27 protein-coding genes are annotated in these 24477 nt (G+C 60.7%); 19 read left to right on the plus strand and 8 right to left on the minus strand.

The features are described 5' to 3' along the window. Nucleotides 1–34: 34 nt before the first annotated feature. Nucleotides 35–1222 carry a thiolase family protein gene (locus tag RBH26_RS16800; protein ID WP_306759538.1) on the minus strand — a complete coding sequence of 396 codons (1188 nt, stop codon included), beginning with the start codon at nucleotides 1220–1222 and terminating at the stop codon, nucleotides 35–37. A gap of 837 nt (nucleotides 1223–2059) precedes the next feature. After that, nucleotides 2060–2407, minus strand: a complete 348-nt coding sequence (locus RBH26_RS16805) for a (2Fe-2S) ferredoxin domain-containing protein (RefSeq protein WP_306759539.1) — start codon at nucleotides 2405–2407, stop codon at nucleotides 2060–2062. 553 nt (nucleotides 2408–2960) lie between these two features. Between RBH26_RS16805 and RBH26_RS16810 the strand changes: the two genes are divergently transcribed. The 9 genes from RBH26_RS16810 to RBH26_RS16850 all read left to right on the plus strand — a co-directional run bounded on the left by RBH26_RS16810 (nucleotide 2961) and on the right by RBH26_RS16850 (nucleotide 11277). Beyond that, nucleotides 2961–4043: a monovalent cation/H+ antiporter subunit E gene (locus RBH26_RS16810; RefSeq protein WP_306759540.1), complete on the plus strand. Its 1083-nt coding sequence runs from the start codon at nucleotides 2961–2963 to the stop codon at nucleotides 4041–4043. After that, a complete protein-coding gene (locus RBH26_RS16815) occupies nucleotides 4036–4320 on the plus strand; it encodes a cation:proton antiporter (RefSeq protein WP_306759541.1) in 285 nt (94 codons plus the stop codon). The genes RBH26_RS16810 and RBH26_RS16815 overlap by 8 nt, the downstream gene beginning before the upstream one ends. Then, a complete protein-coding gene (gene mnhG / locus RBH26_RS16820; RefSeq protein WP_306759542.1) occupies nucleotides 4317–4643 on the plus strand; it encodes a monovalent cation/H(+) antiporter subunit G in 327 nt (108 codons plus the stop codon). The genes RBH26_RS16815 and mnhG overlap by 4 nt, the downstream gene beginning before the upstream one ends. Continuing rightward, nucleotides 4640–5233, plus strand: a complete 594-nt coding sequence (locus RBH26_RS16825; protein ID WP_306759543.1) for a DUF4040 domain-containing protein — start codon at nucleotides 4640–4642, stop codon at nucleotides 5231–5233. Before mnhG ends, RBH26_RS16825 begins: the two co-directional genes overlap by 4 nt. After that, nucleotides 5230–5853, plus strand: a complete 624-nt coding sequence (locus tag RBH26_RS16830; protein WP_306759544.1) for an MnhB domain-containing protein — start codon at nucleotides 5230–5232, stop codon at nucleotides 5851–5853. Before RBH26_RS16825 ends, RBH26_RS16830 begins: the two co-directional genes overlap by 4 nt. Next, nucleotides 5850–6236, plus strand: a complete 387-nt coding sequence (locus RBH26_RS16835) for a cation:proton antiporter subunit C (protein ID WP_306759545.1) — start codon at nucleotides 5850–5852, stop codon at nucleotides 6234–6236. Before RBH26_RS16830 ends, RBH26_RS16835 begins: the two co-directional genes overlap by 4 nt. After that, the gene (locus RBH26_RS16840; RefSeq protein ID WP_306759546.1) at nucleotides 6229–7905 is read left to right on the plus strand and encodes a proton-conducting transporter membrane subunit; all 1677 of its coding nucleotides are present in this window, start codon (nucleotides 6229–6231) and stop codon (nucleotides 7903–7905) included. Before RBH26_RS16835 ends, RBH26_RS16840 begins: the two co-directional genes overlap by 8 nt. Continuing rightward, nucleotides 7902–9701, plus strand: a complete 1800-nt coding sequence (locus RBH26_RS16845) for a Na(+)/H(+) antiporter subunit D (RefSeq protein WP_306759547.1) — start codon at nucleotides 7902–7904, stop codon at nucleotides 9699–9701. Before RBH26_RS16840 ends, RBH26_RS16845 begins: the two co-directional genes overlap by 4 nt. A 106-nt stretch (nucleotides 9702–9807) precedes the next feature. After that, nucleotides 9808–11277, plus strand: coding sequence for a monovalent cation/H+ antiporter subunit D family protein (locus RBH26_RS16850; protein ID WP_306759548.1), 1470 nt, complete (start codon nucleotides 9808–9810; stop codon nucleotides 11275–11277). Between the two features lie 92 nt (nucleotides 11278–11369). Here RBH26_RS16850 and RBH26_RS16855 read toward each other — a convergent pair whose 3' ends face one another. After that, nucleotides 11370–12524 (minus strand): recombinase XerD, encoded by a 1155-nt coding sequence (locus RBH26_RS16855; protein ID WP_306759549.1) that lies wholly within the window; start codon nucleotides 12522–12524, stop codon nucleotides 11370–11372. Between the two features lie 289 nt (nucleotides 12525–12813). Between RBH26_RS16855 and RBH26_RS16860 the strand changes: the two genes are divergently transcribed. Next, nucleotides 12814–13647, plus strand: coding sequence for a DUF4097 family beta strand repeat-containing protein (locus tag RBH26_RS16860; protein WP_306759550.1), 834 nt, complete (start codon nucleotides 12814–12816; stop codon nucleotides 13645–13647). A 516-nt stretch (nucleotides 13648–14163) separates the two neighbouring features. Here the strand turns inward: RBH26_RS16860 and RBH26_RS16865 are convergent. Continuing rightward, on the minus strand, nucleotides 14164–15867 hold the full coding sequence (locus tag RBH26_RS16865; protein ID WP_306759551.1) for a CocE/NonD family hydrolase: 1704 nt from the start codon (nucleotides 15865–15867) through the stop codon (nucleotides 14164–14166). Between the two features lie 377 nt (nucleotides 15868–16244). On the opposite strand from RBH26_RS16865, the gene RBH26_RS16870 reads away from it, so the two are divergent. Further along, nucleotides 16245–17390, plus strand: coding sequence for a site-specific integrase (locus RBH26_RS16870; protein ID WP_306759552.1), 1146 nt, complete (start codon nucleotides 16245–16247; stop codon nucleotides 17388–17390). A 193-nt stretch (nucleotides 17391–17583) separates the two neighbouring features. Then, a complete protein-coding gene (locus tag RBH26_RS16875; RefSeq protein WP_306759553.1) occupies nucleotides 17584–17895 on the plus strand; it encodes a hypothetical protein in 312 nt (103 codons plus the stop codon). A gap of 17 nt (nucleotides 17896–17912) precedes the next feature. On the opposite strand, the gene RBH26_RS16880 is transcribed toward RBH26_RS16875, so the two are convergent. After that, nucleotides 17913–18173, minus strand: a complete 261-nt coding sequence (locus RBH26_RS16880) for a hypothetical protein (protein ID WP_306759554.1) — start codon at nucleotides 18171–18173, stop codon at nucleotides 17913–17915. A gap of 116 nt (nucleotides 18174–18289) precedes the next feature. Next, nucleotides 18290–18454, minus strand: a complete 165-nt coding sequence (locus RBH26_RS16885) for a hypothetical protein (protein ID WP_306759555.1) — start codon at nucleotides 18452–18454, stop codon at nucleotides 18290–18292. A gap of 156 nt (nucleotides 18455–18610) precedes the next feature. On the opposite strand from RBH26_RS16885, the gene RBH26_RS16890 reads away from it, so the two are divergent. From RBH26_RS16890 to RBH26_RS16905, 4 genes are all read left to right on the plus strand, one after another. Further along, nucleotides 18611–19321, plus strand: a complete 711-nt coding sequence (locus tag RBH26_RS16890) for an alpha/beta hydrolase (RefSeq protein ID WP_306759556.1) — start codon at nucleotides 18611–18613, stop codon at nucleotides 19319–19321. A gap of 242 nt (nucleotides 19322–19563) precedes the next feature. Beyond that, on the plus strand, nucleotides 19564–19911 hold the full coding sequence (locus RBH26_RS16895; RefSeq protein WP_306759557.1) for a winged helix-turn-helix domain-containing protein: 348 nt from the start codon (nucleotides 19564–19566) through the stop codon (nucleotides 19909–19911). After that, complete coding sequence (locus RBH26_RS16900) at nucleotides 19908–20219, plus strand: hypothetical protein (protein ID WP_306759558.1); 312 nt, start codon at nucleotides 19908–19910, stop codon at nucleotides 20217–20219. Before RBH26_RS16895 ends, RBH26_RS16900 begins: the two co-directional genes overlap by 4 nt. A 427-nt stretch (nucleotides 20220–20646) precedes the next feature. Beyond that, the gene (locus RBH26_RS16905) at nucleotides 20647–21036 is read left to right on the plus strand and encodes a universal stress protein (protein ID WP_306759559.1); all 390 of its coding nucleotides are present in this window, start codon (nucleotides 20647–20649) and stop codon (nucleotides 21034–21036) included. A gap of 69 nt (nucleotides 21037–21105) precedes the next feature. Here the strand turns inward: RBH26_RS16905 and RBH26_RS16910 are convergent, their stop codons facing one another. Both RBH26_RS16910 and RBH26_RS16915 read right to left on the minus strand, forming a co-directional pair. After that, entirely contained in the window at nucleotides 21106–21507 is a 402-nt protein-coding gene (locus RBH26_RS16910; RefSeq protein WP_306759560.1) for a universal stress protein, read from the minus strand. 280 nt (nucleotides 21508–21787) lie between these two features. Then, nucleotides 21788–23050, minus strand: a complete 1263-nt coding sequence (locus tag RBH26_RS16915) for an Nramp family divalent metal transporter (protein ID WP_306759565.1) — start codon at nucleotides 23048–23050, stop codon at nucleotides 21788–21790. A 495-nt stretch (nucleotides 23051–23545) separates the two neighbouring features. Here RBH26_RS16915 and RBH26_RS16920 point away from each other — a divergent pair, with 495 nt between their 5' ends. Genes RBH26_RS16920 through RBH26_RS16930 form a run of 3 tightly spaced genes read left to right on the plus strand, consistent with a single transcriptional unit; the run spans nucleotide 23546 to nucleotide 24380 of the window. Further along, nucleotides 23546–23722 (plus strand): hypothetical protein, encoded by a 177-nt coding sequence (locus RBH26_RS16920; protein WP_306759561.1) that lies wholly within the window; start codon nucleotides 23546–23548, stop codon nucleotides 23720–23722. Nucleotides 23723–23754: 32 nt separating this feature from the next. Further along, entirely contained in the window at nucleotides 23755–24000 is a 246-nt protein-coding gene (locus RBH26_RS16925; RefSeq protein ID WP_306759562.1) for an AbrB/MazE/SpoVT family DNA-binding domain-containing protein, read from the plus strand. Next, complete coding sequence (locus RBH26_RS16930) at nucleotides 23997–24380, plus strand: PIN domain-containing protein (RefSeq protein ID WP_306759563.1); 384 nt, start codon at nucleotides 23997–23999, stop codon at nucleotides 24378–24380. The genes RBH26_RS16925 and RBH26_RS16930 overlap by 4 nt, the downstream gene beginning before the upstream one ends. The last annotated feature ends 97 nt before the right edge of the window (nucleotides 24381–24477 follow it).

The following is a 24477-nucleotide window of genomic DNA, read 5'->3' on the forward strand; positions in this document are numbered from 1 at the left end:
CTAAACGTCTCGAAGGACGAGCCAGCTTCCCCTGTTAGGGCGCCTCGAGCAGCCCCATGATCGCTCCGCCACCGCCGATACTCATGCCGACCAGCCCGCGATCGACGTCAGGGTCGTCCCGGAGTTGGGAGGCGAGACTCGCCGCGAGCATGCCGCCGGAGGCGCCGATCGGATGACCGAACGCGATTGCACCGCCGCTGGGGTTCATCTTCTCGCGTGGAATTCCGAGCTGGTCCATGACGTACACCGACTGGGCCGCGAAGGCCTCGTTGATCCAGCAGGCGTCGACGTCGTCGACCGCGAGATCGTTCGCCTCAAGGACTGCCTCGACGGCGTCGACGACGACTTCGTTGAACGCCGCGGGATCACGGTAGGCGGTGGCGTAGTCGACGAGTCGTGCCATCGGCTCGAGGCCGCGGTCGACGGCCGTCGCTTCGTCGGCCAGCAGGACGGTTCCGGCGCCGTCGCTGAGCTTCGAGGCGTTGCCGGGCGTGATAGTGCCGTCTTCGCGAAACGGTGTCGGGAGCGCGGCCAGATCGGACAGCGTCGAGTCGGGTCGGGGTCCCTGGTCGGTGTCGACCGTCCCGTCACTGGTTTCGACGGGGACGATCTCCTCGTCGAACGCGCCCGACTCGATGGCGTCGGCCGCTCGCTGGTGACTCTCGAGTGCATACTCGTCCTGTTCCTCCCGGCTGATGTCTTCGCGGCCGACCATCCGCTCGGTGATCTCGCCCATGTGGAGATCGAGGTTGACGTCCCACAGCGAGTCCAACAGCATCGAGTCTTTGAGTTTGACGTCGCCGTGGCGTTTTCCTTTCCGGTAGTCGGGGAGGACCCACGGTGCGTTCGTCATCGACTCGAAGCCGCCTGCGATCGCCAGTTCGGCGCGCCCGGTCGCGATCCGATCCGCTGCGAGGGAGATCGCGCTCATACCTGACCCCGAGGCCTCGTTGATCGTCGTCGCCCGCGTCTCGTTTGGGAGCGTCGACTCCACGACGACCTGCCGTCCCGGCACCTGGCCGATACCGGCCTGGATCGCGTTACCGAGTCCGACCCAGTCGACTGCGGTTTCGTCGATATCGACGCGCTCGAGGAGTCCGTCCATCGCCGTCCGGCCGAGTTCGACCGGGTCGACGCCCGCGAGCGATCCGAGAAGCGTTCCGTGTGGCGTGCGTGCCCCGTCGACGAACACCACGTCAGTGTCAGTATCTGCACTTGACATGTGTAAGCCGCCTACGTGGAACAGGATGAAAGTTTGTGATGGATTAGCTACTCATACAGTCTACTGTCGTCACGTCCCGCCGATCACCAGGACGGGGTCGGCGATCTGCGGTCACTCGGTACAGCAGTCCGTATCACCCGACGTACAGGGATGAAAATTCGACCGGTTACGGTGGGCAGCCGTGTTCGTCGAGGTCGTGTGTCAACTGCCACGGGCGCGGTGGCCCGTGGCTTGTCAGTTGAATGGTTGTTTCGATGGTAGTGATAGTAATTACACGACAGATATTGTTACTAGGAAGTAAATAACTAGAACTAGTCTATAAATTCCAGGAATAGGCGGAAAGTATTTATGGGTTCGATAATCAGGTTTCAACGATAGTCACGATTACGAATGACAATACTGGAGAAACTATCCGACTGGGTTTCCGGCGCTCGTAGTGAGACGTCTGGAGCACGGGTTCACCACGAGTGTCGCCGCTGTGGGACGACGGTCTCGGGGGCCGAGACGACCTGTCCGTCCTGTGGATCGTGCGACATCGTGACAATTTCCCTCTGATATCTCGTGGACTCGGTTGCAGTGTGACTGTTGACGGAGTATCCGCCGTGTGGACTCTGTCCGTCAGCACCGACATACCGCGACCGGCTGTGAGTTGCTCGTCAGTTGATTCCACTGCTGTCCTATACGACTCCGCTTTACACACGCGGGCGTTAGAAAATCACTAGTTTGGTGAGTCGTGTCTCTCGTCGACTCGCCGAGGTGACGGTCACGAACGTATCGGCACACGCGATATCCGAGAACCGGTGGATCACGCGGCCGTTCTCGGTTCTCTACCGTCGGTCAGTCGCGTGTCTGTCCGGTGTCGCCGGCGAGTCGCTGGGCGTTCGGTCCGAACTCGGCCTCGAGTAGGTCCGGGACGTCCTCGGGTCGGACATCGGAGAACCACTCGTTTCGGGGCTGGATCGTGATCGCGGTACCACCCTCGCTACAGAGGGCGAGACAGTCGGTCGTCGAGACGCCGATCGGCGACCAGAAGGCGTTACGCTCCCGGAGCCAGGATTTGACGGCGTCGACGGTCTCGTCCGCACCAGCGTCGCCACAGCAGGCGTACTCTGAGTCGCGGTCGTTCGTACAGACGAAGACGTGGGCCGCGAGTCGATCGCGCTGTTGTTCGGTTCGTCGTTTCATCTGCGTCAGGGGCTCGCGAGGAGTTCGTCGTGTGTCTCAGCAGTTTCGACGGTTTCGTTCGTCGCCATAAACTCTACTTTTTCTACTGAAAATTAGATTGTAAACGTTGTGGTCTGTGTCGACTCATGGCCCGATTCTGCCGCCTCTCGCCATAATCCCGATGGTGCTCCCCCGTAATCGAGGTCCGGTATTGAACGTGTGTTTCGACTATTGCCGAAAACTAAAACGTATACAAAGATACATGAATGCGAGACGGCAATTTATCGATCCTACGGGCTAACTGGCGGATAACGAAATAGTTTTCCTACGGGTAACGCTTGGGTCGACTAACGAGAAGTGAGTCATGAGTAGTAAACAACGGTCACCTGGAGGGGGAGACCGTGGCGGTTGATCGACCGCTCGCACCGCTGCTGGACGACGGTCGCGTCCAGCAGTCGGTTCGGGCCGCCGCCGCGGACACGCTCGAGTCGTGTGACGTGCTCGACCGGCGATCAGCAGTCATACGGCTCGCAGAACCCGTTCTGTGTGCCACACCGAACCGGAGGTGGCCGAGATGAGCGACCGTGGCGGGATCCTCGTTCCGGTCGCACCGTCGTCGACGCTCGAGGAGACGGTGTCGTACGCCGTCGACGTCGCGCGGGAGACCGACGGCGGTATTCATCTCGTCCGGACCGTTCCGGGCCACCACGTCGACAGGGGCACACTCGAAACCGACGAACGGGTCCTAGAGCGGGCCGAACGCCGCGCTCGAGAGGCTGCACCGGATGAGTTTCCGGTGACGTCGGCACTGCTCGGGGCAGACCAGTATATCGCCGGCCCAGCCGAGCACGTCGAACTGTTTCTCGAGTACGCCTATCGGCACGCGCTGGATCGAATCGTCGTCGATCCGGATTACTCGATCGATGCGACGGCACCGACACTGCAGTCACTCGAGTCACTGCTAGACGACGCGGCTATCGAGTACGAACGGGCGCCGGTCGCGGAACCGAGCGTGCGGCCGACGTGGGACGAACTGGTCCGTGGTGGCGTGGTCGGTATCGTCGCCTTCGGCTTCTACCTCGCACTCGGCGGAACGGTCTACGGACTGCTCGATCCCTTCGTGCTCGGCTCGGCCGTGGTCACCGCGCTCATCGCCGCGGGGCTGTTGCGAAACGTCGCGTTCGAGACGACACCGACTGCCGGCCCGCTTCTTTCGACGATCGGGCGCGGCATCGTGTTCGTTCCGTACCTGCTGTGGGAGATCACGAAGGCGAACGTCCTGTTTGCCTACGTCGTGTTACACCCGAAACTCCCGATCGATCCGCGATTGGATCGCGTCGACGCCGCCGTCGGTAGCGGCATGTCGGTGACGGCGTTTGCAAACAGCATCACGCTGACGCCGGGGACGCTGACCGTCGACGCCGACGGTCATTGCCTGCTCGTTCACTCGCTCAACGCGAGCGCACAGGAGGACCTCTTCGACGGCGTCCACGAACGCGCCGTCCGGTACCTTTTCTATGGCCGCGAGGGCCTCGAGTTACCGGGACCAGCCGAACGAGGCGACGCCAGTCCCATCATCGGCCCGGACGCTCCGGAGTCCGAGGACGGCGGCGCCGTCGCCGCCGAACCGTCTACGGGAGGTGATGACGATGAGTGAACTCGCAAACACTGCCTTGCTGGCTGGGGCTGCGATCGTCGTGGTCCTTGCAGCGATCGTCCTCTACCGGGTCGTCGCCGGACCGACGACCCACGATCGCGTCGTTGCCGTCAACGTGATCGGAACGAGTATCGTCATCGTGCTCGCGTTGATCGCTGCCGGTACCGATCGACCGGAGTATCTCGACATCGCGATCGTCTATTCCCTGCTCAACTTCGTGTTGAGCCTGGTCGTCGGCCGGTTTACGTACAGTAGCGAGGGGGTGGAGTGGCGATGACACTCGTAACCGCACTCATCGTGCTCCTCGTCGCCCTCGGAGTCTTTTTCACCTTCGTCGCCGCCGTGGGGATGATCCGACTTCCCGACGTCTACTCGCGATCGCACGCGGCAACGAAGGCGGACACGCTCGGTGCCGGCTTCGCGATCCTCGCCGTCGCCATCTACTTCGGAACGGTCGGCGAGGTGCTTCGAGCGGCGCTCTTGCTCGTGTTCATCTACTACACGAATCCGACGGCGGCCCACGCGATCACCCGGGCCGCATACAGCCGCGGTGTCGATGTCTGGACGACTGACGATAGCTCACAGGAGGGATCACGATGATCTGGCTCGAACTCGCACTGATTGCCTTCGTTATCATCGGCGCGTTGTTCGTCGCCTTCGCGAACGACGTCGTCGGTGCAATCGTTACGTTCGCCGCCCTTACGCTCGGGATCGCGGTGATCTGGGTCCTGCTGGCTGCGCCGGACGTAGCGCTGATCGAGGCTGCTGTCGGCGCCGGGGTCACCTCGGTGCTGTTTCTCATCGCCGTCGTCCGGACGGTCGGCATGTCCGGCGACGAGGATGAGGATGAGGATGAAGCGGACGGAAGCCGTCTCCGATCGTTCCGATCCCCGAACGTTCCCGCGATGATGGTCATCGGCGCACTCGCGATTCCGCTCGCCTACACGTTCCTGTCGCTGCCGGAGATCGGCACGGAGACCGCTCCCGCTGTCGCAGAGACCTACGCGAACGGAGACCAGACGCCGTATGGCTACTACGTCGCGGAGACGCTCGAGGAGACCGGCTTCCCCAACGCAGTCGTCGCAGTGCTGGTCGTGTATCGTGGACTGGACACGCTCGGTGAACTCATCGTCGCCTTCGCCGCGGCGGTGAGCATCCTCATCGTACTCGAACGGGAGGATATCCTATGACGGGAGACGACTACGACGCCGACAACGACGTCGAGTCCGACGGGGGACGGAATCCAAACTCCTCCGACGAGATCCACGGCTACCCCGTCGAGGACGAATCCCACGAGGATCCAGGAGCTGCTGCACACGATACCGCCGAGGACGCAGCGCCGATCGGTCCCGAACAGGGCGCCGATCAGTTGAAGCAGACGACCGACGTCGTCGAGAGTCCCGTCGTCAAGACGGCCGCGCGGACGATCACGCCGTTCGTCGTCGCGTTCGGGATCTACCTGACGCTGTTCGGTACCAGCCTCCCCGGTGGCGCGTTCCAGGGTGGTGTGGTGATGGCTACGTCGGTCGTCCTGGTCGCGATGGCATTCGGCTTCGAGCCGACACAGAAGTGGCTCGACGCACGAGCGCTCGCCGGCCTGTTCCTGCTCGGTGCCGGTATCTTCGGTGGTGTCGCGTTCGGTGCCATCGTGCTCGGTGGCGACGTCCTCGAGTTGTTCGTCTTCCCGCTGACGGTCGAAGACATGGTCAAACTCGTCGAGGTCGCTATCGCCGCGCTCGTCGCTGGCGTCATCATCGGCCTCATCGTCTGGCTTGCCTCGGGATTCGAGGACGGAGGTGAATCCATATGATCGAAGCCTATCACTACTACTTCACGTCGTTCGCCCTGTTCCTGATCGGGCTGTACATGATGATCGACAATCCGAACCTGATCAAGAAGGTAATCGGACTCAATTTCGCCCAGATCGCGGTCTACCTGATGCTCGTCACCATCGGCTACGTCGACGGGGCTACGCCGCCGATCATCGGTATGGAAGAACCCCATGCGAACCCACTGGTTCACGTGCTCGTGTTGACCGCGATTGTCGTGGGTGTCGCGCTAACGGCGCTGGCACTGGCGCTGACGATCCGGCTCTACGCCGAGTTCGGCACGTTAGACGCCCGCGAGATCGAGGCGGCGATCGCCGCCGACGATACCACGTCGTCGAACAACGGGGGTGGAAGCGATGACTGAGGCCGTTCTCGCGAGTACGACGGAAGTCTCGTCGCTCCGGCCGGCTGCAGTCCTGGTCATCCCGATCCTGGCGATGGCCCTGATCTTCCTCTCGAAGAGTCGGCCAAACGTCCGTGAGGCGTGGTCGTTGCTCGCGGCCATCTCGATGTTTACCATCGTCGCCAGTATGGTCCCGGACGTCCTCGATGGTCGCGTCCACGTGACCGAGTTCGGGATGTTCGTCGAAGGGATCGAACTGGCCCTCCGTGCCGACGCGCTCGGCATGGTGTTCGCACTCGTCTCGAGTGGCCTCTACGTGGTTACGGCGCTGTACAGCATCGGCTACATGCGCGGTCACCACGAGCCGTATCAGACGCGGTTCTTCGCGATGCTGTGTGCCAGCGTCGGCGCCGCACTCGGCGTTGCCTTTGCCGCGAACATCTTCGTGTTGCTCGTCTTCTACGAGGTCCTGACGCTTGCGACCTACCCGCTGGTCGCTCACGACGAGTCGACCGAAGCCCGCGTCTCGGGCTATAAGTACCTCGCGTACGCGCTCTCCGGCGGTCTCGCCGTCTTCGGCGGACTGGTCGCAGTGTTCTGGCTCGCTGGCGACATCTCCTTTACCCGCGGCGGGATCGAAGGACTCGCGACGCTCGCCGAAGACGATCCGTGGGCCGCACGAGCCGCGTTCGCACTGCTGGCGGGTGGCTTCGCCGTGAAGGCCGGTGTCATGCCGGTCCACGCCTGGCTACCGAGCGCGATGGTCGCGCCGACGCCCGTCTCGGGACTGCTCCACGCTGTCGCGGTCGTCAAGGCCGGCGCCTTCGGCGTCGCCCGGACCGTGATCGACGTCTTCGGACCGGAGACGGTCTACGCGATCGGGATGGGAACGCCGCTGGCGATCCTCGCCGGTGCGACGATCGTCATCTCGAGTCTGTTCGCGCTCCGTCAGGACAACCTCAAGGCCAGACTCGCCTACTCGACGATTGCACAGCTGTCGTACATCGTCCTCGGGATGGCGCTGCTGTATCCGATGGCGCTGACCGGCGGCTTACTGCACATTCCCGCACACGCGTTCGCGAAGCTTACCCTGTTCCTCTGTGCCGGTGCGTTGTACGTCCAACTCGACATCAAGTACATCAGCGAGATGCCCGGCGTCGCGAAACGGATGCCGATCACCATGTCGGCGTTCACGATCGGGAGCTTGAGTATGGCCGGGATCCCGATTCTCGCTGGCTTCGTCAGCAAGTGGCACCTCATCTGGGGTGGTGCCGAGGCCGGCAACCTGCTGGTTGCAGCCGTGCTCGTCACGTCGGGTGCGCTGAACGTCGCGTACTTCTGGCCGATCATCTACACTGCGTTCTTCGAGACGGCGACGTACCACGGCGAGAAGCCGGTGCTCGAGAGCCCGTTCGGCGGCACGCCGGCCGAATCCCAGGAGTTCCGTACCGACGGTGGCGACGACCACGACGACGATCACGGTCACGGTCACGGCCACGTCGAACTCCCGCCGAGTGACGGCTGGAGCCATCCGGACGGCCGCTTCTCCGAAACGACGCTGCTGATGCTCGTACCACTGATGACGACTGCGACGCTCGTACTACTGTTCGGAATCGTGCCGGATCACATGGTCTTCTTCGACCTGATCCAGGGAATCGTCGACGGTGCTGGGGAGGTGAGTGCTGAATGAACGAACTACTCACCGTTCCCCCGGCGTTGATCGTCGCCGTCGCAATCGCTCTCGTCCCGCTGCTATCGCGGCGGTTGGCCCACGGCGTCGCCACGCTCTCGTTGATCGCGGTCGTCGCCTGGGGGCTGCTCGCACCCGAGGGTGTCGGCCCGACGGCGACGTTCATGGGATTCGAGATCATCGTCCTCGAGGTCGATCAGTTCTCGCGGCTGATGGCGATCATCTTCGGTGGGTTCGGTGCCTTCGCGGTCGCCTATGCCTACTTCGCCGAGACGAACAACCGTCACCTCATGTGGGGGCTCGGCTACGTCACCGCCTCGCTGTGGACGGTCATGGTCGGCGACTGGCTCGGCCTGCTGGTCGGCTGGGAAGCTATGGCCATCGCCAGCACGATCTTCATCTGGCACACCGGCGGCCGTGCGATTCGGACCGGGTTCCGATACGCGCTGGCTCATGCCATCGGTGGTAGTCTCCTGCTGGCCGGGATCGTCCTCTATCTGTTCACGCTCGATCCGGGTCCGACCGCACTCCACTTCGACGGCACCGGAATCGGTGGGATGGAGGTTCCGATCTTCGGCCTCGATGTCTCGGTGCCGGCGCTGTTGGCTGGCGTCGGGATCGGGCTGAACGCGGCGATCATCGGCTTCCACGCCTGGCTGCCCGACACCTATCCGAGCCCACACGTCGCGACGTCGGTGTTCCTTGCCTGCTATACCACCAAGACTGCCGTCTACGCCGCTTACCGCGCGTTCCCCGAAGGGAACCTCTACCTCGCGTACATGGGCGGCGCGATGGCGATCTACGGGGCGGCGTTCGCGCTGGCCCAGAAGGACATGCGCCGACTCCTCTCCTATCACATCCAGGGACAGGTCGGGTTCATGCTCGTCGGCATCGGCGTCGGGACGCAACTCGGCATCGCCGGCGGCTTCGCCCACCTGTTCAACCACATCCTCTACAAGGGGCTGTTGTTCATGGCCGCGGGGATCATCATCCTCAAGATCGGCAAGGAGGGTCTCGATCAGTTCGGTGCCATCGGTACGACCGCGCCGATCGCGCTTGGCGCCTTCCTCGTCGGTGCGCTGTCGATTTCCGGCGTTCCTGGCTTCAATGGCTTCGTCAGCAAGGGGATGTTGACCGACGCGGTCATCGCCCGGGAGCTCGGGGTCCTCGAGTGGATGCTCTATCTAGGCAGCGTCGGTACCTTCGCTTCGTTCATCAAGTTCGGCTACTACGCCTTCCTCGATGGCAAGCCGATCGATATGCCCGATGCTGACTGGGGCCACGGGCTGGTTACCGGCGGCGTCGCCGCTGGCTGTATCGGCTTCGGGCTCTACTATCCGGCGCTGTACGCGATCGTTCCATTCAGCGACGCGTGGGGGGCCGAACCGTACACCCTCTATCAGTTCACGAAAACGTCCCTCCTCGCGGCCGGCGGCCTGTTAGTCTTCGTCGTCGGAAAGCCGCTGTTCGATCGGCTCCACGGCGGTATCGACGTCAACCGGGGTCACGATCCGCTCGCGTTCTACGGCGCGAAGGGGCTGTCCGGTGGCATCGGCGGCACGTACAACCGGGTCAACGACGCCGTCGTCGACACCGGCTGGGCCCTGGTCCGGACCGCCCACGACCCGAGTCGGACGATCCGAACGGCCGTTCCGACCGGCTGGCGTGACCGGTACGACCAGCGGTTGGAGCGAACTCCCGGAAAGACTGGCGGGAAACTCGGTATCGGACTGACGATCTACGTCGCGACCGGCGTGCTCATGCTCGCACTCGGATTCGCGCTGTTCATCCACTAACAATGACGAGGAGTACACTTCCCGAGACGACCCTTACGACACGGACGGATAGCCGGAGCGAGTACGGAGCGGACACACTGTGTGTTCCGGGGGAGGTGAGCTGATCATGTCGGAACTCGATTGGCTCGTCGGCGCCATCGTCCTCTTACCGCTGCTGACGGCGACGATCCCCATCGCTGCCAGCCTCCGCTGGAAGAACGTCGGCTGGAGCTTCGCCGCGGTGATCCTCTCGACGACGTTTGCCCTCGCTGTAACGGTCGCGTGGAACATCTACCAGAACGGATCGATCCGCTACGAAGTCGCCGGCATCGAGGTTCCGTTCGGTATCGAACTGTTCGCCGACGAGTTCTCGATGCTCGTCGTCGTCCTCGTCTTGCTGATCTGCCTTGGCGTCCTCGTCTACACCCGTATCGGCGGGCCACGTGGAAACGCCTTCTACGGCGGCTTCCTGCTGTTGACCGGTGGAATGCTCGGTGTCGTGCTCACCGGCGACATCTTCAACCTCTACGTTTTCCTCGAGATCATGGCGATCTCCTCGTACGCCCTGGTCTCGTCTTCGAAGTACCGCTGGTCGACCTACGCGGCGTTCAAGTACTTGCTGGTCGGTACCGTCGGGGCGTCGTTTTACCTGCTTGGCGTCGCGCTCGTGCTCGCGGCGACGGGGACGCTGACGATGAACGAGCTGCCCGAACAGCTCGCGGCGGCCGGCTACACCGAACCCGTCGTCGTCACTGCGTTCGTGTTGATGGGTGTCGGACTCGCGATCAAAATCGCGCTGTTCCCGGTCCATACGTGGCTGGCCGACGCTCACGCCTCGGCACCCGACGGGATCAGTGCCGTCATCTCGGCGCTGATGCCCGCGGTCGCGGTGTATGCGTTCGCGCGGATCATCTTCACCGTCTTCACGCCCGCGTTCCTCGAGGCGAACCCGATGATCTCACAGCTCCTGCTCGTCGGTGCGCTCTTGAGCCTCTTCGCCGGAAGCCTCTTTGCGCTCCTACAGGATCACATCAAGCTCGTGTTGGCGTACTCGACGGTCTCGCAGTTCGGCCTCATCCTTATCGGGATCGCCGTCGCGAACGAGACCGCGCTCTTCGGCTCGATGCTTCATATCTTCGGTCACGGCATCGTCAAGGCCTCGCTGTTCATCCTGGCAGGCATGTTCGCGTTGCGCTTTGGCGGTATCCGGACCGTCGACGAGTACGCTGGCCTCGCGAAACGTGCTCCGGTGATGGCCGGTGCCTTCGCCGTCCTCGGGATCGCGATGATCGGTCTTCCGCCGACGGTTGGGTTCGTCGGGAAGTGGTACATCGCGCTCGGTGCCTTCGAGGAGGGAATGTGGCTCGTCACCCTGCTCGTCCTCGGCAGCACGCTGCTGTCGGCAGGGTACATCCTACCGTTTATCAACCGGATCTACTTCCATCCCTTCGACGGCGAGGACGTCGACCGAGCCTCGATCACCTACGGGATGGTGATCGCCATCGTCCTCGGTGCCGGACTCGGGTTGATCCTCGGGTTCTTCTCGGCGGAGATCCAGCTCCTCCTCGAGAGTGCCGTCGAGGACATGGTGGCCTGATCCGGCTGCTCCTCTTTTCCTGGAACGGCTTGCAATAACCCGCTGTCCGGAACGATTGTACAGCGTTACTCGAGCGGGAGGAACAGTCGTCGTTACTCGGAGTCCGTCGCGTCGTCGGGTTCGGTCGTCGAGTCGAGTCGTTCGACGAGCGGCCGCTCTCGTGGGACGGCGATCGCTCGCTCGGACGGTGGTGATCGCAGTTGTGGTTTCGAGGGGCTCGCTTCCTGTCGGGTCTGCTCGTCGGTTCGGTCGCCGCGGACGCCACGAGGCGTCAGGTAGTCGCCGTCGATGTCGACGCCGGCTTCCTTACAGAGGCGTTTGAGCACTGATCGGGCGCCTTCGGTCGTGATCGCCGGCGGGGCGATCGCCCGTTCGCGGGCGAGTTCCGTCGCCGTCCGTGACTCGAGTAACTCCTCGACAGCCTCCTCGTCGTGGCCCCGTTCCCGGAGCGTCTCCCGGACTTGCCGGGCGATCGAAGGCGCATGGCGGGTCGGGAACAGCGGCCAGTCGTTGGCGGGCGGATCGAGCACGACACGATACCGCCGCAGTGCCGTCCGGGCCGGCGCGAGCACGGCGACTTCCTCCAGGCGCTGGGACTTGCCGAGAACGCGGATCGTCCCCGTATAGAAGTCGACGTCGTCCCAGGTGGCACCGGTGCGCCGGTCGTCGTCAGGGACGCGGAACAGTTCCGACCCGCGCACGCCGGAGTGTGCGAGCAACGCTACCATGGCGTACTCCCGAAGTCGAGAGATCCGTTCGTCGCGGTCGTCGACCGACGCGGCCTCGAGAGCGCGAGTGCGGACGTAGTCCTCGAGTCGACGGCGTTGGTCGGTCGTCCAGTAGTCACCGTTCGACCGCTCCTCGGCAGTCGGCAGTGTGGCTTCGGCTGCATCGGTCGCTGCCGGATTCGACTCGAGAATGCCGCCGCGAACGCACCACGAGAGAAACGCACGGACGACCGCGTAGTAGGTGCCAGCCGTGGAGGCAGTGTACTCGCCGCGGTCGGCCCGGGCGCGTAACTCGTCGGCGTAGGCCCGCATGTGCGCGACCTCGAGAGCGAACAGGGAGGAGACGCCGTGATCGCGCTCGAGCCAGTCAGCCCACCGTCGCAGGATCGATTCTGCGTTCGAGGCGTACGTGCCCGCGCCCGTGCCGTCGGGATTGCCGACAGCCTTGCGTTGGAGGTAGGTATCGATCGCATCAACGACGGTAATCTCCCCGTTCGATCCCGCCTCGGAGTCACTCACGGTTTGACACCCCCATTCGGGACTGTTCGACGTGTTTCGGCCGCTGTCCGGTCCGGACGCCGTCGTCTCCCGGTCGCTCGCGGCTGTCGACGAGTCGACGAGAACGCCTGTTGAGATCGACGCCGCGGATCATCTACTCGTACAGTACTGGTCCACCACCCTAAATCTGTGTTTCGATACGCAGAACGTGTAAAAAACAGTTCGGACGAACACGTCGATAGTCGGTTCGACGTGACTGTTGGCTCCACTAACTGTCGGCATTATGTCGCCCCCTGAGGTACGCCACCGTATGCGTTACTCGACCTCACGGCGTTCGATGGTAGCCAGCGGTGCCGTCGTGGGTGTCTGTGGGCTCGCTGGCTGTCTTTCCGGCGATCGGGACGTCGAGCGGACGGTTACCGAGACTTACACCGCCGACGAACTGACCGCGATCGCCGTCGAGACGACTATCGGCGACGTCGCCGTCGAGACGGCTTCTGACGGCGGGATCGACATCGAGGGCCAGAAGGCGGCGATCAGTCGGGACGACCTCGAGATGGTCGGACTCGAGGCGACCGTCGACGACGGCGTCCTCGAACTGTCGGTCGACCACGACGAGTCACGGTCGCTGTTCGGTCTCCGACCCGATCCAGTCCTCGATCTGTCCGTCGCCGTTCCGGAGGAACTCTCCGTTGAGCGCGTCGAGTCGGGTTCAGGTGCGGTCGATGCGACCGACGTCGTCGGCGACCTAACCGTGATTACGGAGACCGGCGACGTCACGCTGGCCGCCGTCGACGGAACCGTCTCTGTCGCGAGCGAGACTGGAGCGATCACCGTCTCCGATCCCGCGTCGATCGATCGGCTAACGAACGAGTCTGGAGACGTCACGGCGTCGATTCCCGGTCTCGACGGTGATGCGACGATCGAGACGACCACGGGTGCCGTCGAACTCCGACTGCCCGACCGACTCGATCTGACGCTCGACCTCACGACCGACACCGGTGAGATAACGGTCTCCGACGTCGCGGACCTCCCGGAGATGGCAGGTGATTCGTTGATCGAGGCCGTCATCGGGGACGGAACGCATCGACTCGAGGTCACGACCGAACGCGGCGACGTGATGGTGACGGGACGAGAGCAGTGATCCTTCTAAACGACACCGGGCTACTAGTGTAGTTCAGTGACGGTCAATGACATGGAGTTAACTGGTGATCCATCGATCGAGTATAGGGGAGGGGATTCGAACAGAAGCCAGTGAAGTGCCACGGGGGCAAGTTGCTCGAGAATCGAAGATTCTCGTGACCACGGAAATCTCCGATTTCCGGACGACTCCGTGGCATTCGCCTTAACCGTCTGTAAGCGCCAGTGCTTACAGCTGTCCGCTATTCGATCCTGACTTTGACGATTGCTTAGGAAGTGCCGATGCTAGGCGTTCCTCACCACCAACAACTGGAATCCGCACCGAGCTATCGTTGAGATTAACTGTAATCTCGACTCGAATTTCAGGTGGCTGGAACATTCCGTGGCCAGAGTCAGTCAATAAGAATGTGATCCCGGGTCGATTACCAGCTTCAAAGACCCGATCGGTCGCCTGAAGATTGAAGCCGACATGGTACGGTCTGCCTGGTGAATTCAGGGCGAACGTCTCGCTGACCGATTTTCAGTTTTGTGGGTTCATCCAGCCTCGGTTGACGATATCGGCCCCACCAGTTTCGTCGTATTCGACCAGTAGTGCTGTGACGTTCGCAGCTGGTTCGTCAAATGAAAGTGTTAGATCTGGGAAGACGCTTCCACTAACGCGGATGTCCTCTTCGAGTGGATCGGTCGTATAGACGAGTCGGTGTTCGGATTCGTCAGCATTGGCGTGGCTATTGATATGAATATCCGGGTTATCGACAAAACTCTCTTCGACGGGCTGACCGTTGGATTTCTCGAGGACGAGTCCGCCTTGGGTTTGGCCACCAGGTGTAAAATTGACATCGACGTGTTCAGTTTCAGGATGGGGCCAATCAGGTTCGGCTGTCAGTGAGCCATCCTCGCGCTCGATCGTAACTGGTGGCTCGTCCATAACACCGTTATCGACATTAAAGAGCCAGTAGGTGTACCAACGATTGAGGAGGTCAAACCAGGCCTCTCGCTGGATCGGAACGTGATGACCTCCTTGGTGAAGCCATACGCGGTATGGCTTATTATGCTCTCTAAGCTCGTTTACGAGTTTGGATGTGTTCGATGTTTCGACATTAAAGTCATAAATACCGTGGCAGACAAACACACCACAGTCGATATTCTCGACGTCTGGTAAGTAATTCCGTTCGTGCCACCAGTCGTTGTAATTTCCAGTGGTTCGGTCTTGGCCTTCCTCAACTCGTTCCCGTGCTGTGTCACAGACATGGCCGTTTTCTCGACTCATGATGAAGTCGAAAAGTCCACCCATATCCATTCTCGACGCGACGTGGCCATTTGCCCGGTAGTAGTCGTACCAGTTCGAAATCGATACTATCGGGACGATCGCTTCGAGACCGCTAACACCTGTCGTCGCAACGCCATTAGCGAGTGTCCCATTGTATGAGACTCCCATAGCAGCGCATTTTCCAGTTGTCCAATCTGCGGTGACCTTTTGACCGCCTTCGCGACGATCGTACGCGTCCGCCCGCCCGTTCAGCCAGTCAACAACCGTTTTGATTCCTTCAATTTCGTTCTCTCCACCGACGTCAGGACAGCCGGTGGACTGCTCGGTACCGATTGAAGCAGGGTACGCCCAGATGAACCCACGTTGTAGCAACTGCTCTTCGAAAGGTCCTGGCCCAATATTTGGACCCTCTCGACCGGTGAATTCGGCTAAGTCGGAATAATCCTCGTAGACTTTCCGTGAACGCGCTTCTGCGCTTTCGTCGAGATCGCGGCCCGGTTTATCCGGGACATATAACTCTTCGCTCGGCGGATAGCCCCACGCTGCTTGATATTCCCCATAGTATGGGCTAGGCTCCATCACGACCGGGAGCCGTAGGTCGCTGGTTTCGGTTGATGCAGGCCGTGCGATTTCAACATGAACACGGTCTGGTTCGCCCGTCCCATCCGAATCTAATGACGTCTCGACCCAGTAATCTTCCCGAATTACTTCGTCGTCAGCGAAGACTGGCTGAGCGCGTCCATTTTCGAACCTCGGCTCAGCATTAGCCGCAACTGGGGTCGCAAATGTAGCAGCCGCGACGCTCGTCACTGCCCCCGTTGTTGCTGCGGTTCGCAGAACCCGTCGTCGGGTGGTATTTTGACTTTGATCTTTCTCTTTTCCTGACTTTCTATTTAGCATTACATAATTATATACATGAAGATATATTTTAGTAGTAACTATATACCAATTCATTTATAAGTCATGGGAGTGATGACGAGATTGTCGCTGGCACGACTGAGCGTCAACTATAGTAACAACTGGAACTGTTTGTACACCGATCGCACGACCGCTATGCGATCGGGTACTCACTGGCGTTCAGTGACTACTATCGTCCGTGGGTGGTTTGTAGAATTTGAAATCCCGCACTTGTGCACGAACTCTCTGGGGACGAGCTCAGTTCGATATAGCTATATAAGATTTATACATGCAGCGGGAATTGCGATTCACGCTCTGTAGCGCCCAACGGGGCCGCAAGCAAACAGAACGGCCGAATAGATAATCCACTTTGGATTAGACGAGTAATCACAAGTGGCTTTATTGTTCGAAACGCCGTACAGTCATCGCAAGCGATGGAATCCAGTAAGCGGGGAACGCCACTCGAGGACGCTCTCGCGGAGTGTCTCGCATCAAAGCGCGGGACATCGCCGAACTACCGGACGAACTTCGAGCGAGTCGTCGGTTCGTGGATCGAGTTCTGCGAGCAAACGGGCGTGACCGAACTCGAGTCGGTTTCGAAACAGACGATGAGCAAGTACGCGGGCCACCTCGCGCGGCGGATCGAAGCCGGCAATTCCGACACCGTCGAGGGCGGTATCTCTGCAACGACTGCGTGGACCTACTACGACTACGTCTCGGCGTTTCTCTCGTGGGCCGTCACGTGGGATTACCTCCCGGAGAACCCGGCCGACAAAGCAGCGGCCCGCGAAAGCCTCCCCGATCGCCCCTCGAGTGGCGAGTACGACCGCCAGTACTGGCAGCCCGAGCAGCGGAAAGCGGTCGTGGACTGGGTTCACAACCGCGTCGAGAGCGCCGATCGAGCGCCGATCGCTCCGACGCCGATCCTCCACAAACGACTGCGTGACCGTGCACTCGTCGCGACGATCGCCTACTCCGGAGTTCGTGGCGGAGAAGTGCTGAGGGATCCGAACGATCCGCGCCGAACCGGACTCCAGTGGGCAGACGTCGATTTCGACGAGGGGATCGCGTGGATCCGCGGGAAGAATCAGGACCGCGAAGCCGCGCAGTTCCCCGACCAGGTCGTCGGCCCACTCGAGCGGTGGCGTGACGCCTACGAGCCACCGAGCGAGGAGTGGCCGGTGTTCCCGTCGATGCACGTTCCGACGCTCTCGAGGCGCATCGCGACCGAACTCGGCGACGAGGAGCGTGACCGACGGACGGCCGACCGCCACTACTGGACGGTCGCGCTCGAGGCCGGCGTACAACCGCCGTCGATCACGACCGAAGGGGCACGCTCGCTCATGAAACGACTGAGCGCGGTCGTGGACGTTCCGGGTCTCGACGGCGAGGACGGCGAGTATCTGACGCTTCACGGTGCCCGTCGCGGTGTCGGTGAGTTCCTGTATCGAAACGTCGGCCACGAGCAGGCCCAGCGGACGCTTCGCCACGCCGATCCGCAGACGACCAGCCAGATGTACTCACATATCGACGCAGGCGAGTTGGCAGAAGACAATACGAAGGTGTTCGACAGCGAGTGACGGTATCGACGATTCAAGACCACGTCGTAAGTCACTGGACAGATTCAGATACAGAACTATACACTACGGGCGACGCTCTCGAGTACCGACGCCGTGACGATACCGACGATATCGCTCGACCGAAATTCGATCGAGTCGAAAATCGACAGCGACCGCACCGCTACTGACACGGAGTCGCTGGCTCAGAAGGGCAATGGCTGTGACTGACGCCACGGTCAGACGCGGCTGGCTACTCTCGGTCGCGTCGCTTTCGCTCTGGGCGATCAGCAGCCTGATACTCGCGAGCTACGTCTTCGTCGTCGGTCCCGCCGGCGACCAGCAGCAGGCGGCTCGACAGTTCACCCAACGACCTCTCGAGACGATCTCCGAGCCGTTGATCGCGTTGCTGGTTACGACGCTCGCATTCGGCGCGTTCGCCGTTCTCTCACTGCTATACTACGTCTACACACAGTGGCGATACGCCCGACGCCGGCGGCGGACGCTCGAGCGTGGCCCGAGAAACTAGATCGGCACTCGATCGGATTACTCGCCTTCGTGGTCTTCGTGGTCTTCGTGGGCTTCTTCCGTCTCGTTTGCTTCCGGCGCGTATCCGGTCGGTTCCTCCGTTTCTTCGGCATCCGCGTCCCCGTCTTCGCCGACCTCGTCGGGATGATTGGGTTGATCGTTCTCTTCCCCGTCTGCGTCGTCTTCAGGCTCGTCGTCGCCACAGCCGGCAAGCAGTGCAGTCGATCCGACTGCGCCGAGTCCGGACAGTTCGAGCGTCCGTCTACGGGAGAGATCCATCGTCGTACTCCAGGATAGTTCAGTGCCGTCCATATCGGCCGTGCTTGCGATGCCGTACCGACGGGCGACGGGCCGGCGCTTCGGGGATATCGATCGTTGTGCTGTCGCCGAATGGGTCAGGACGGATGTTGGTGGCGCACCTTCTCGGCGATCTGACTCGGGACGGGGGTTCCACAGTCCGTACACTTCCAGGTCGGCGCCGCGACTCCCGACTCCTTTTCTAAGTCCTGTTTGTACTCGAGGAGCGCGCCGCAGGTGCATCTGTACGTCGTTCGAGTCATATCCGACGGCTACCAGCCCAGGGAGAATGAACTTACCGCACCCGTTTTTATTTCTACTCGGTCCCGAGGAGACGGATTCCGAGCCGGCTGTACCGACGGCGTGTCCAGTCGAACGGATAGCAACGCCTACGGACACGGGCGCCGTCGATGACGGCGATGACCGAAACGGACGTTCGAGTGTCGGTCGCCGACGACGAGTCCGTCGTCGCCGTCCACCACGAGGCGCCCAGCGACGACTGGATCGCGTTCTGTCATGGCTTCCTGAGCGACAAGACCGGAAGCTACGAACACCGCTGTCGGCGGGCCGTCGAGCGCGGGTACAACGCCGTTCGATTCGACTTTCGCGGCTGTGGTGAGTCCGACGGACAGTTCGTCGAGCAGACGTTGAGCGACAAACTCGCGGATCTGCAGGCCGTCGTCGATCACTTCGATCCACCGTCGCTGGCCCTCTTTGGCTCGAGTTTCGGCGGAAAAGTCGCGTTTCATACCGCAGTCCGTGACGAGCGGGTCGAGGCGGTCGTCACGCGAGCGCCCGTAACGTACAACGACGCGTTCGACGAGTACCGATCGATCGTCGCGGACGAAGGCGAGTGCCGGTTCGATACTGGCGATCGGATCGATCAGCGGTTTTTCGACGATTTCGATGCCTACCCATTCGCCGACGTCGAGGCGTCGCTGTCGGTTCCAGTAGCGATCTTCCACGGCGACACGGACGACTCCGTTCCCGTCGATTTTAGCTTCGAGGCGGCATCGAACCTCGAGACCGACGTCCTCCTCGAGACGTTCGCCGGGGAGGGCCACCGGTTCTCGAGGGACGCCGAGGATCGGCTGCTAGATCGGACGTTCCACTGGCTCGAGACCGTCTGATCCGCTGCCGGATGGTGTCTCATCCGCCTGAGTCGGGATCGTCGTTTCTCTAGTCTCGAGATAAATCATATGTCGGTATATCTTTTGAAGGTCCCGAGCCGAGCACCCGTCGTACTGTCTGCCGTCTTTCGAGGATCGAAACGGCAGTCACAGTAAACAACCAGACGGCAGTCGGACGCGAGTTTTCTCGGTCAGAAAAACCGGACGGCTTTTCATACTAATACGGGAACGAACAGGTAGCAGTGAGTGAGGATACCGACCTCTCGACGGTGCTCGCCGTACTCGACGACGAGTACGCACGCGAAATCCTCACCCATACAAGCGTCGAATCCATGTCCGCCAGTACCCTGAGTGAACGGTGTGATGCGTCCCTGCCTACGATCTATCGTCGACTCGACCGACTCGAGGAGTGTCACCTCGTCACCGAGGAGACGGAGCTTGCACCCGACGGCAACCACTACAGCGTCTACAGTGCGAACCTCGACCGACTCGAACTCTCCCTAGAGGAGGGATCGTTCGAACTCGAGTTGACGTATCGCGAGGAGGACGTCGCCGACAAGTTCACCCGACTGTGGGAGGGGATACGATGAGCCAGGACGTCGTTCGCATCGACGAGGCGCCCTTGTTCGAACTGTTGACCGTCGCGAGTCTCTTCCTGGTCGCGCTGATGGGGACACTCATCGCGTATCAGGCCTATCGCGGCTATCGACGCAACGACGCCCTCTCGATGCTCTATCTCGCCGCCGGTTTGCTCTTGCTTACACTGTGTCCCTTCCTGATCAACCTCACCGTCACGACGATGTTCAGCCTGGATCAGGTCGTGACGGTGTTTTTCGAAAACGTCAGCCGACTCCTCGGACTGGTCGCGATCATGTACTCGCTGTACGGCCAGCACTGAGACGGACGACTCGAGCAGCACAGGGACCGTACGAGGCAGTCACGCCGAAGAAGACACGGGGCGACTGTACCCCCAGGGCCGAAGCAGCGCCACGGGGAGCGGCGGCGGGGTCTCAGACGACTGTGGGGGCAGGGACAGTCGTCGTCGGAACGGGGCGGCGTCCGCGAGTGGATGATGGGAGTGATCGGATTCGGAAGCGCTGTGCCACCCAACTTGGCTGTGTAACCCCAGTCGTTGCTTTCGGCTGTCCCCTAATAGTGCCACGAGTGCGTTTTCTGAGTCGGAAAACTCACTCGGACCGAACGGATCGGTCGGACACCCGACGTGAACGACGAACGTAGCGACCGCGACGAGCGGCGAACTCGTCGAAACCTCCTCGAAAGGACTGTCCCATAGGCTCTTGTGGCCGCCGCTCGAGGACGTCGGTATGCACTACCTCGTCGGCACCACGTCCGTACACACGACAGCGGCGATCTGTGACTACCTCGACGATCGAGCGACGAGCGACGACACCGTTACGGTCGTTGCCGTGACGAACGACGAGAACGGGACTGCCCGTCGAGACGCACAAGAGGCGCTCAACGTCGCCCCCATCAGGTTGGCGACCGTCGGCACCGTCGAGACCGAACTCCGAGAGACCGACGACGAACCGGCCGCGGTGTTACTCGAGGCGGCGACGGCGGTCGACGCCGACGAGATTCTGATTTCGTCCCACGGCGGGACGGGTGACACATCGAGCGGCCTGTGTTCGACGATACGTGACCGGCTAGTGGATGCGTCATTGCCCGTCATCGTGGTTCCACGACCCGAACCGTAAGCACGCCACGGGTGAGTATCACTCTCATCGGTCGAACGAACCAACTGACGTCGCTCCATCACGTACCCATCACTCGACGACGAGAACGGACGTCGACGCCTCCTCTGAGACCTGATCGGAGACGCTCTTTCGGAAAAAGCGATCGAGACCGCGGTGACGTCCCATCACGATCAGGTCGATGTCGTGACTGTCGGCGTAATCGAGGATCGACTGGTGGCGAAGCCCATGTGTAACAGAGGTCCGTACGTCGTTGACCCCTGCCGCTTGGGCCTGGGACTCGACGTATTCGACTGCCTCGGTGCCGATTGGCTCGAGATCGTCGAAATCAAGTCCTGGAGCGATTTCGGCGGAGTTGATGACGTACAGCGCGTGAAGCGTTGCATCGTGGACACTCGCGAGTTCGATCGCCTCTTCGATCGCACGTTCAGTGTTCGGCCGGCCGTCAGTCGGGATCAAAATCGCGTCGTACATCGTCAATCGTGTTCGAGTTTCAGCGTCCGAACCCTAAAGTCACCGCCAACGGAGTCGTCGATTCACTATCGTAGCTACTGGACGTCACTGCACACCCGATCGTCGGGAGCGCACCGATCGGTGTGTACATCGTTTCAGTTGGTACTATAATACTGTCGGACAGCGGTCAGTGGCCCGTCGGCCGCGAATTTGCGGCCGTCACCCGGGGATGGCCGCAGTCGTGCGACCGATCGCTGAATAGTTCTGGCCGGTAATATGAGTAGCACGAGCTGGTGGACGGTCAGAACCCACCACCAGTGATAAGTTCAGTGAAGTCCTGGATCGATAGAACCGCCAGAATGACTGCGAGTAGTACGAGCAATGCATTGACGGCGTTTAGTGCACCGGTGTTACAATACTCACCCATCGTATCACGATCATTAACCGCCCAGAACAGCAGCGTAGCCGCGATCGGCAGCGCAAAGATTCCGTTGTACATCGGAAACAGGATGACCATATCGACGACCGACAGATCCAGCCACCAACTCACCAGTGGTGAGAACACGCCGATCCCGGTCAGTGCCGCGAACAGCACGTTGAACAGCCGATCACCCTTCTGAACTGTATACCCTGCAGCCTGTGGAATAATGTAAGCCGGCGTCCACATAATCGGAATAATGCTGTTGAACGCCGCGGCGATCACGCCGCCGACAAACAACACCATTGCCCAGGTCCCGAGCACCTCAACCATCGCTTCGCCAGGCGTAATGAACGACTCGAGTTCGGTAAAGCCCATCGGGCGCAGCAACGCAGCTGCGGCGATCAGAATCGCGATCGTCGTAATCCCGCCGACGGCATAGCCGATCGCCAGGTCCGTTCGAACCTCTGGGAGGTCGCTCTCGTCGGTCCAGCCCTTGGTATGGACGAGAATCGACTCCAGAAAGAAGTTCGGCCATAGCGCGGTCGTTCCGAGCAAGCCTGCTGCCATTGCTAATGCACCCAGCGTATCGGTATCCGGTACGAATCCGGTCGTGACACTGCTTGGGTCAGCACCGCTTGGTAGGGCGACGATCACGTAGACGGCCATCAGCGCGAACATCATTCCAATCATCATGTTCTCGACGGTGTCGTAGCGTAGCAGTCCGACGCCGATCGCGGCGAAGGTCGTGAGTACGGCGATAGGCTGCCACGGCACGGCCCCACCGAGAAGGAACGAAATACCGGCACCGACCGCAGCGACCAGTCCGAGTGTCCAGGCGATGCAACCGATCGACAGAAAAACGGCGATCATCGTGGCCAATGGCCGGCCCAGTTTCTCGCGAGTGAACACCATCAGTGACTCGCCGTGGATGCCCAGCCGAGCGCTCATGTCCTGAGCAATAAACCCGAGGAACGCTGCTCCGAGGACGGCCCATAGCAGCGTGTACCCGTGCATGATGCCTGCCTGGCTAGCGATGAATACCGATCCGGAACCGAAGTAGCTGGCGACCATCACGAACGCCAATCCATACTTCTGTGAGAGCGCGGCCAGATCTTGAAACGGAGTGAAGTGTTTTGTACTCATACGCTGCTGATAGCTCTTCGACGGTCGATACGCAACAGTGACTGGAATCCGACACATCTCCACGTCCTTTCTCGAAGCGGTACGTTAGCTGATGTAAAAGTGGTTGTAATAACCACTATTATTGGCCGAATCTTCCGCCTGATTCAGTTTGCACTCCGGATTTCTGATCTACCCGAGAAGCTGATGACGAAACGTCAGCGATTTCCTCTATACACTTTCGGCACCAGCCGATCCGAACCACGAACAGAATGGGATGGAGTATATCTCTGATAGTTACTTGAAAGGGATAAGTTGCGTGATGTAGGTCACCTATTGTTCCGAAGGTACTGTCTAGATGAAGGTTTGAGAAACAGATCGAGGTCGACGGCGAGAACAAGTGGCTATAGGCCGCGATCGACCGAATCAGGCGCTAAACGGTCGAACTCCCGTCGAAGAGGTGCAGAACTAGACAGTGCCCGAGAACGAATTCTCGAGATACTGGAAACGAAGCACGTCGTGAGTGCCGATCAGACCATGATGCGAAAAGCCGGAAAACTCTCCGGTGAGCTAATCAACGACGGTGAACGGATTGAGCGAGAGGACTGTATTATCGCTGCGACTGCGCTTCTCAACGACGAACCGATTCTCACGAGAAACACCGATACTGTACCACCAAATCCCTACCAGTGGTAAGATTCTTTGTTTATGGCACCATAGCCATATCTATGTCAGCAGAAACGGACGGGCAAGGGAGGCTGTACATCCCCAAAGACGTACGAGAAAAATACGGCGAGAAGTATCACATCGTCACGTACGAGGACAGAATTGAACTCGTTCCGGTCGCGGATGACCCGCTCGCTGCAGTCCGCGAAGCGGCAGGCGAGTTACGTGACGCGTCCGTCGACGATATTCGCGCGGACATCGAAGCAGAAGGGAAAGCTGAGGCCCGTGAGAAAGGGGAGGATAGATGACGGTCTACGTCGAAACCGACTTTTTGCTTGCGCTCGCCAAAGACTCGGACTGGTTGCAGCAATCAGCAGAAGAAGCACTCGACGAGTACGATGTCGAAACGTCGACATTCTCCTATCTCGAACTCCTTCTCGCTCGAGAACGGTACGAGTTCAAGTACGTCCCACTCGTGGCCAATCTACTCGAACTCGTTCCTGTCCGAAACGAGGAAGAGCGACAAATCGTTCTGAAGGCCGTCAACTACTACGACGAGGGAATGACGGCGTTCGATGCGTTCCACGCCGCGACTGCAGAAACACGGTCGCTGAACGTGCTCTCATCGGAAAAGGACTACGAGGATATCGAGGTGGAACGAGTCCCGCTAGAACCGGCTGATGAGTGACGTAGTAGTATCTCCGTCGCGTGCTACCGATTTTCGGACTGTTCGACCGTGTTCAGGTCTATAACCCACATTACGTTGTTTCGTATACTTTACTGAC

The organism is Natronolimnohabitans sp. A-GB9 (assembly GCF_030848565.1).
Classification (GTDB): Archaea; Halobacteriota; Halobacteria; order Halobacteriales; family Natrialbaceae; genus Natronolimnohabitans.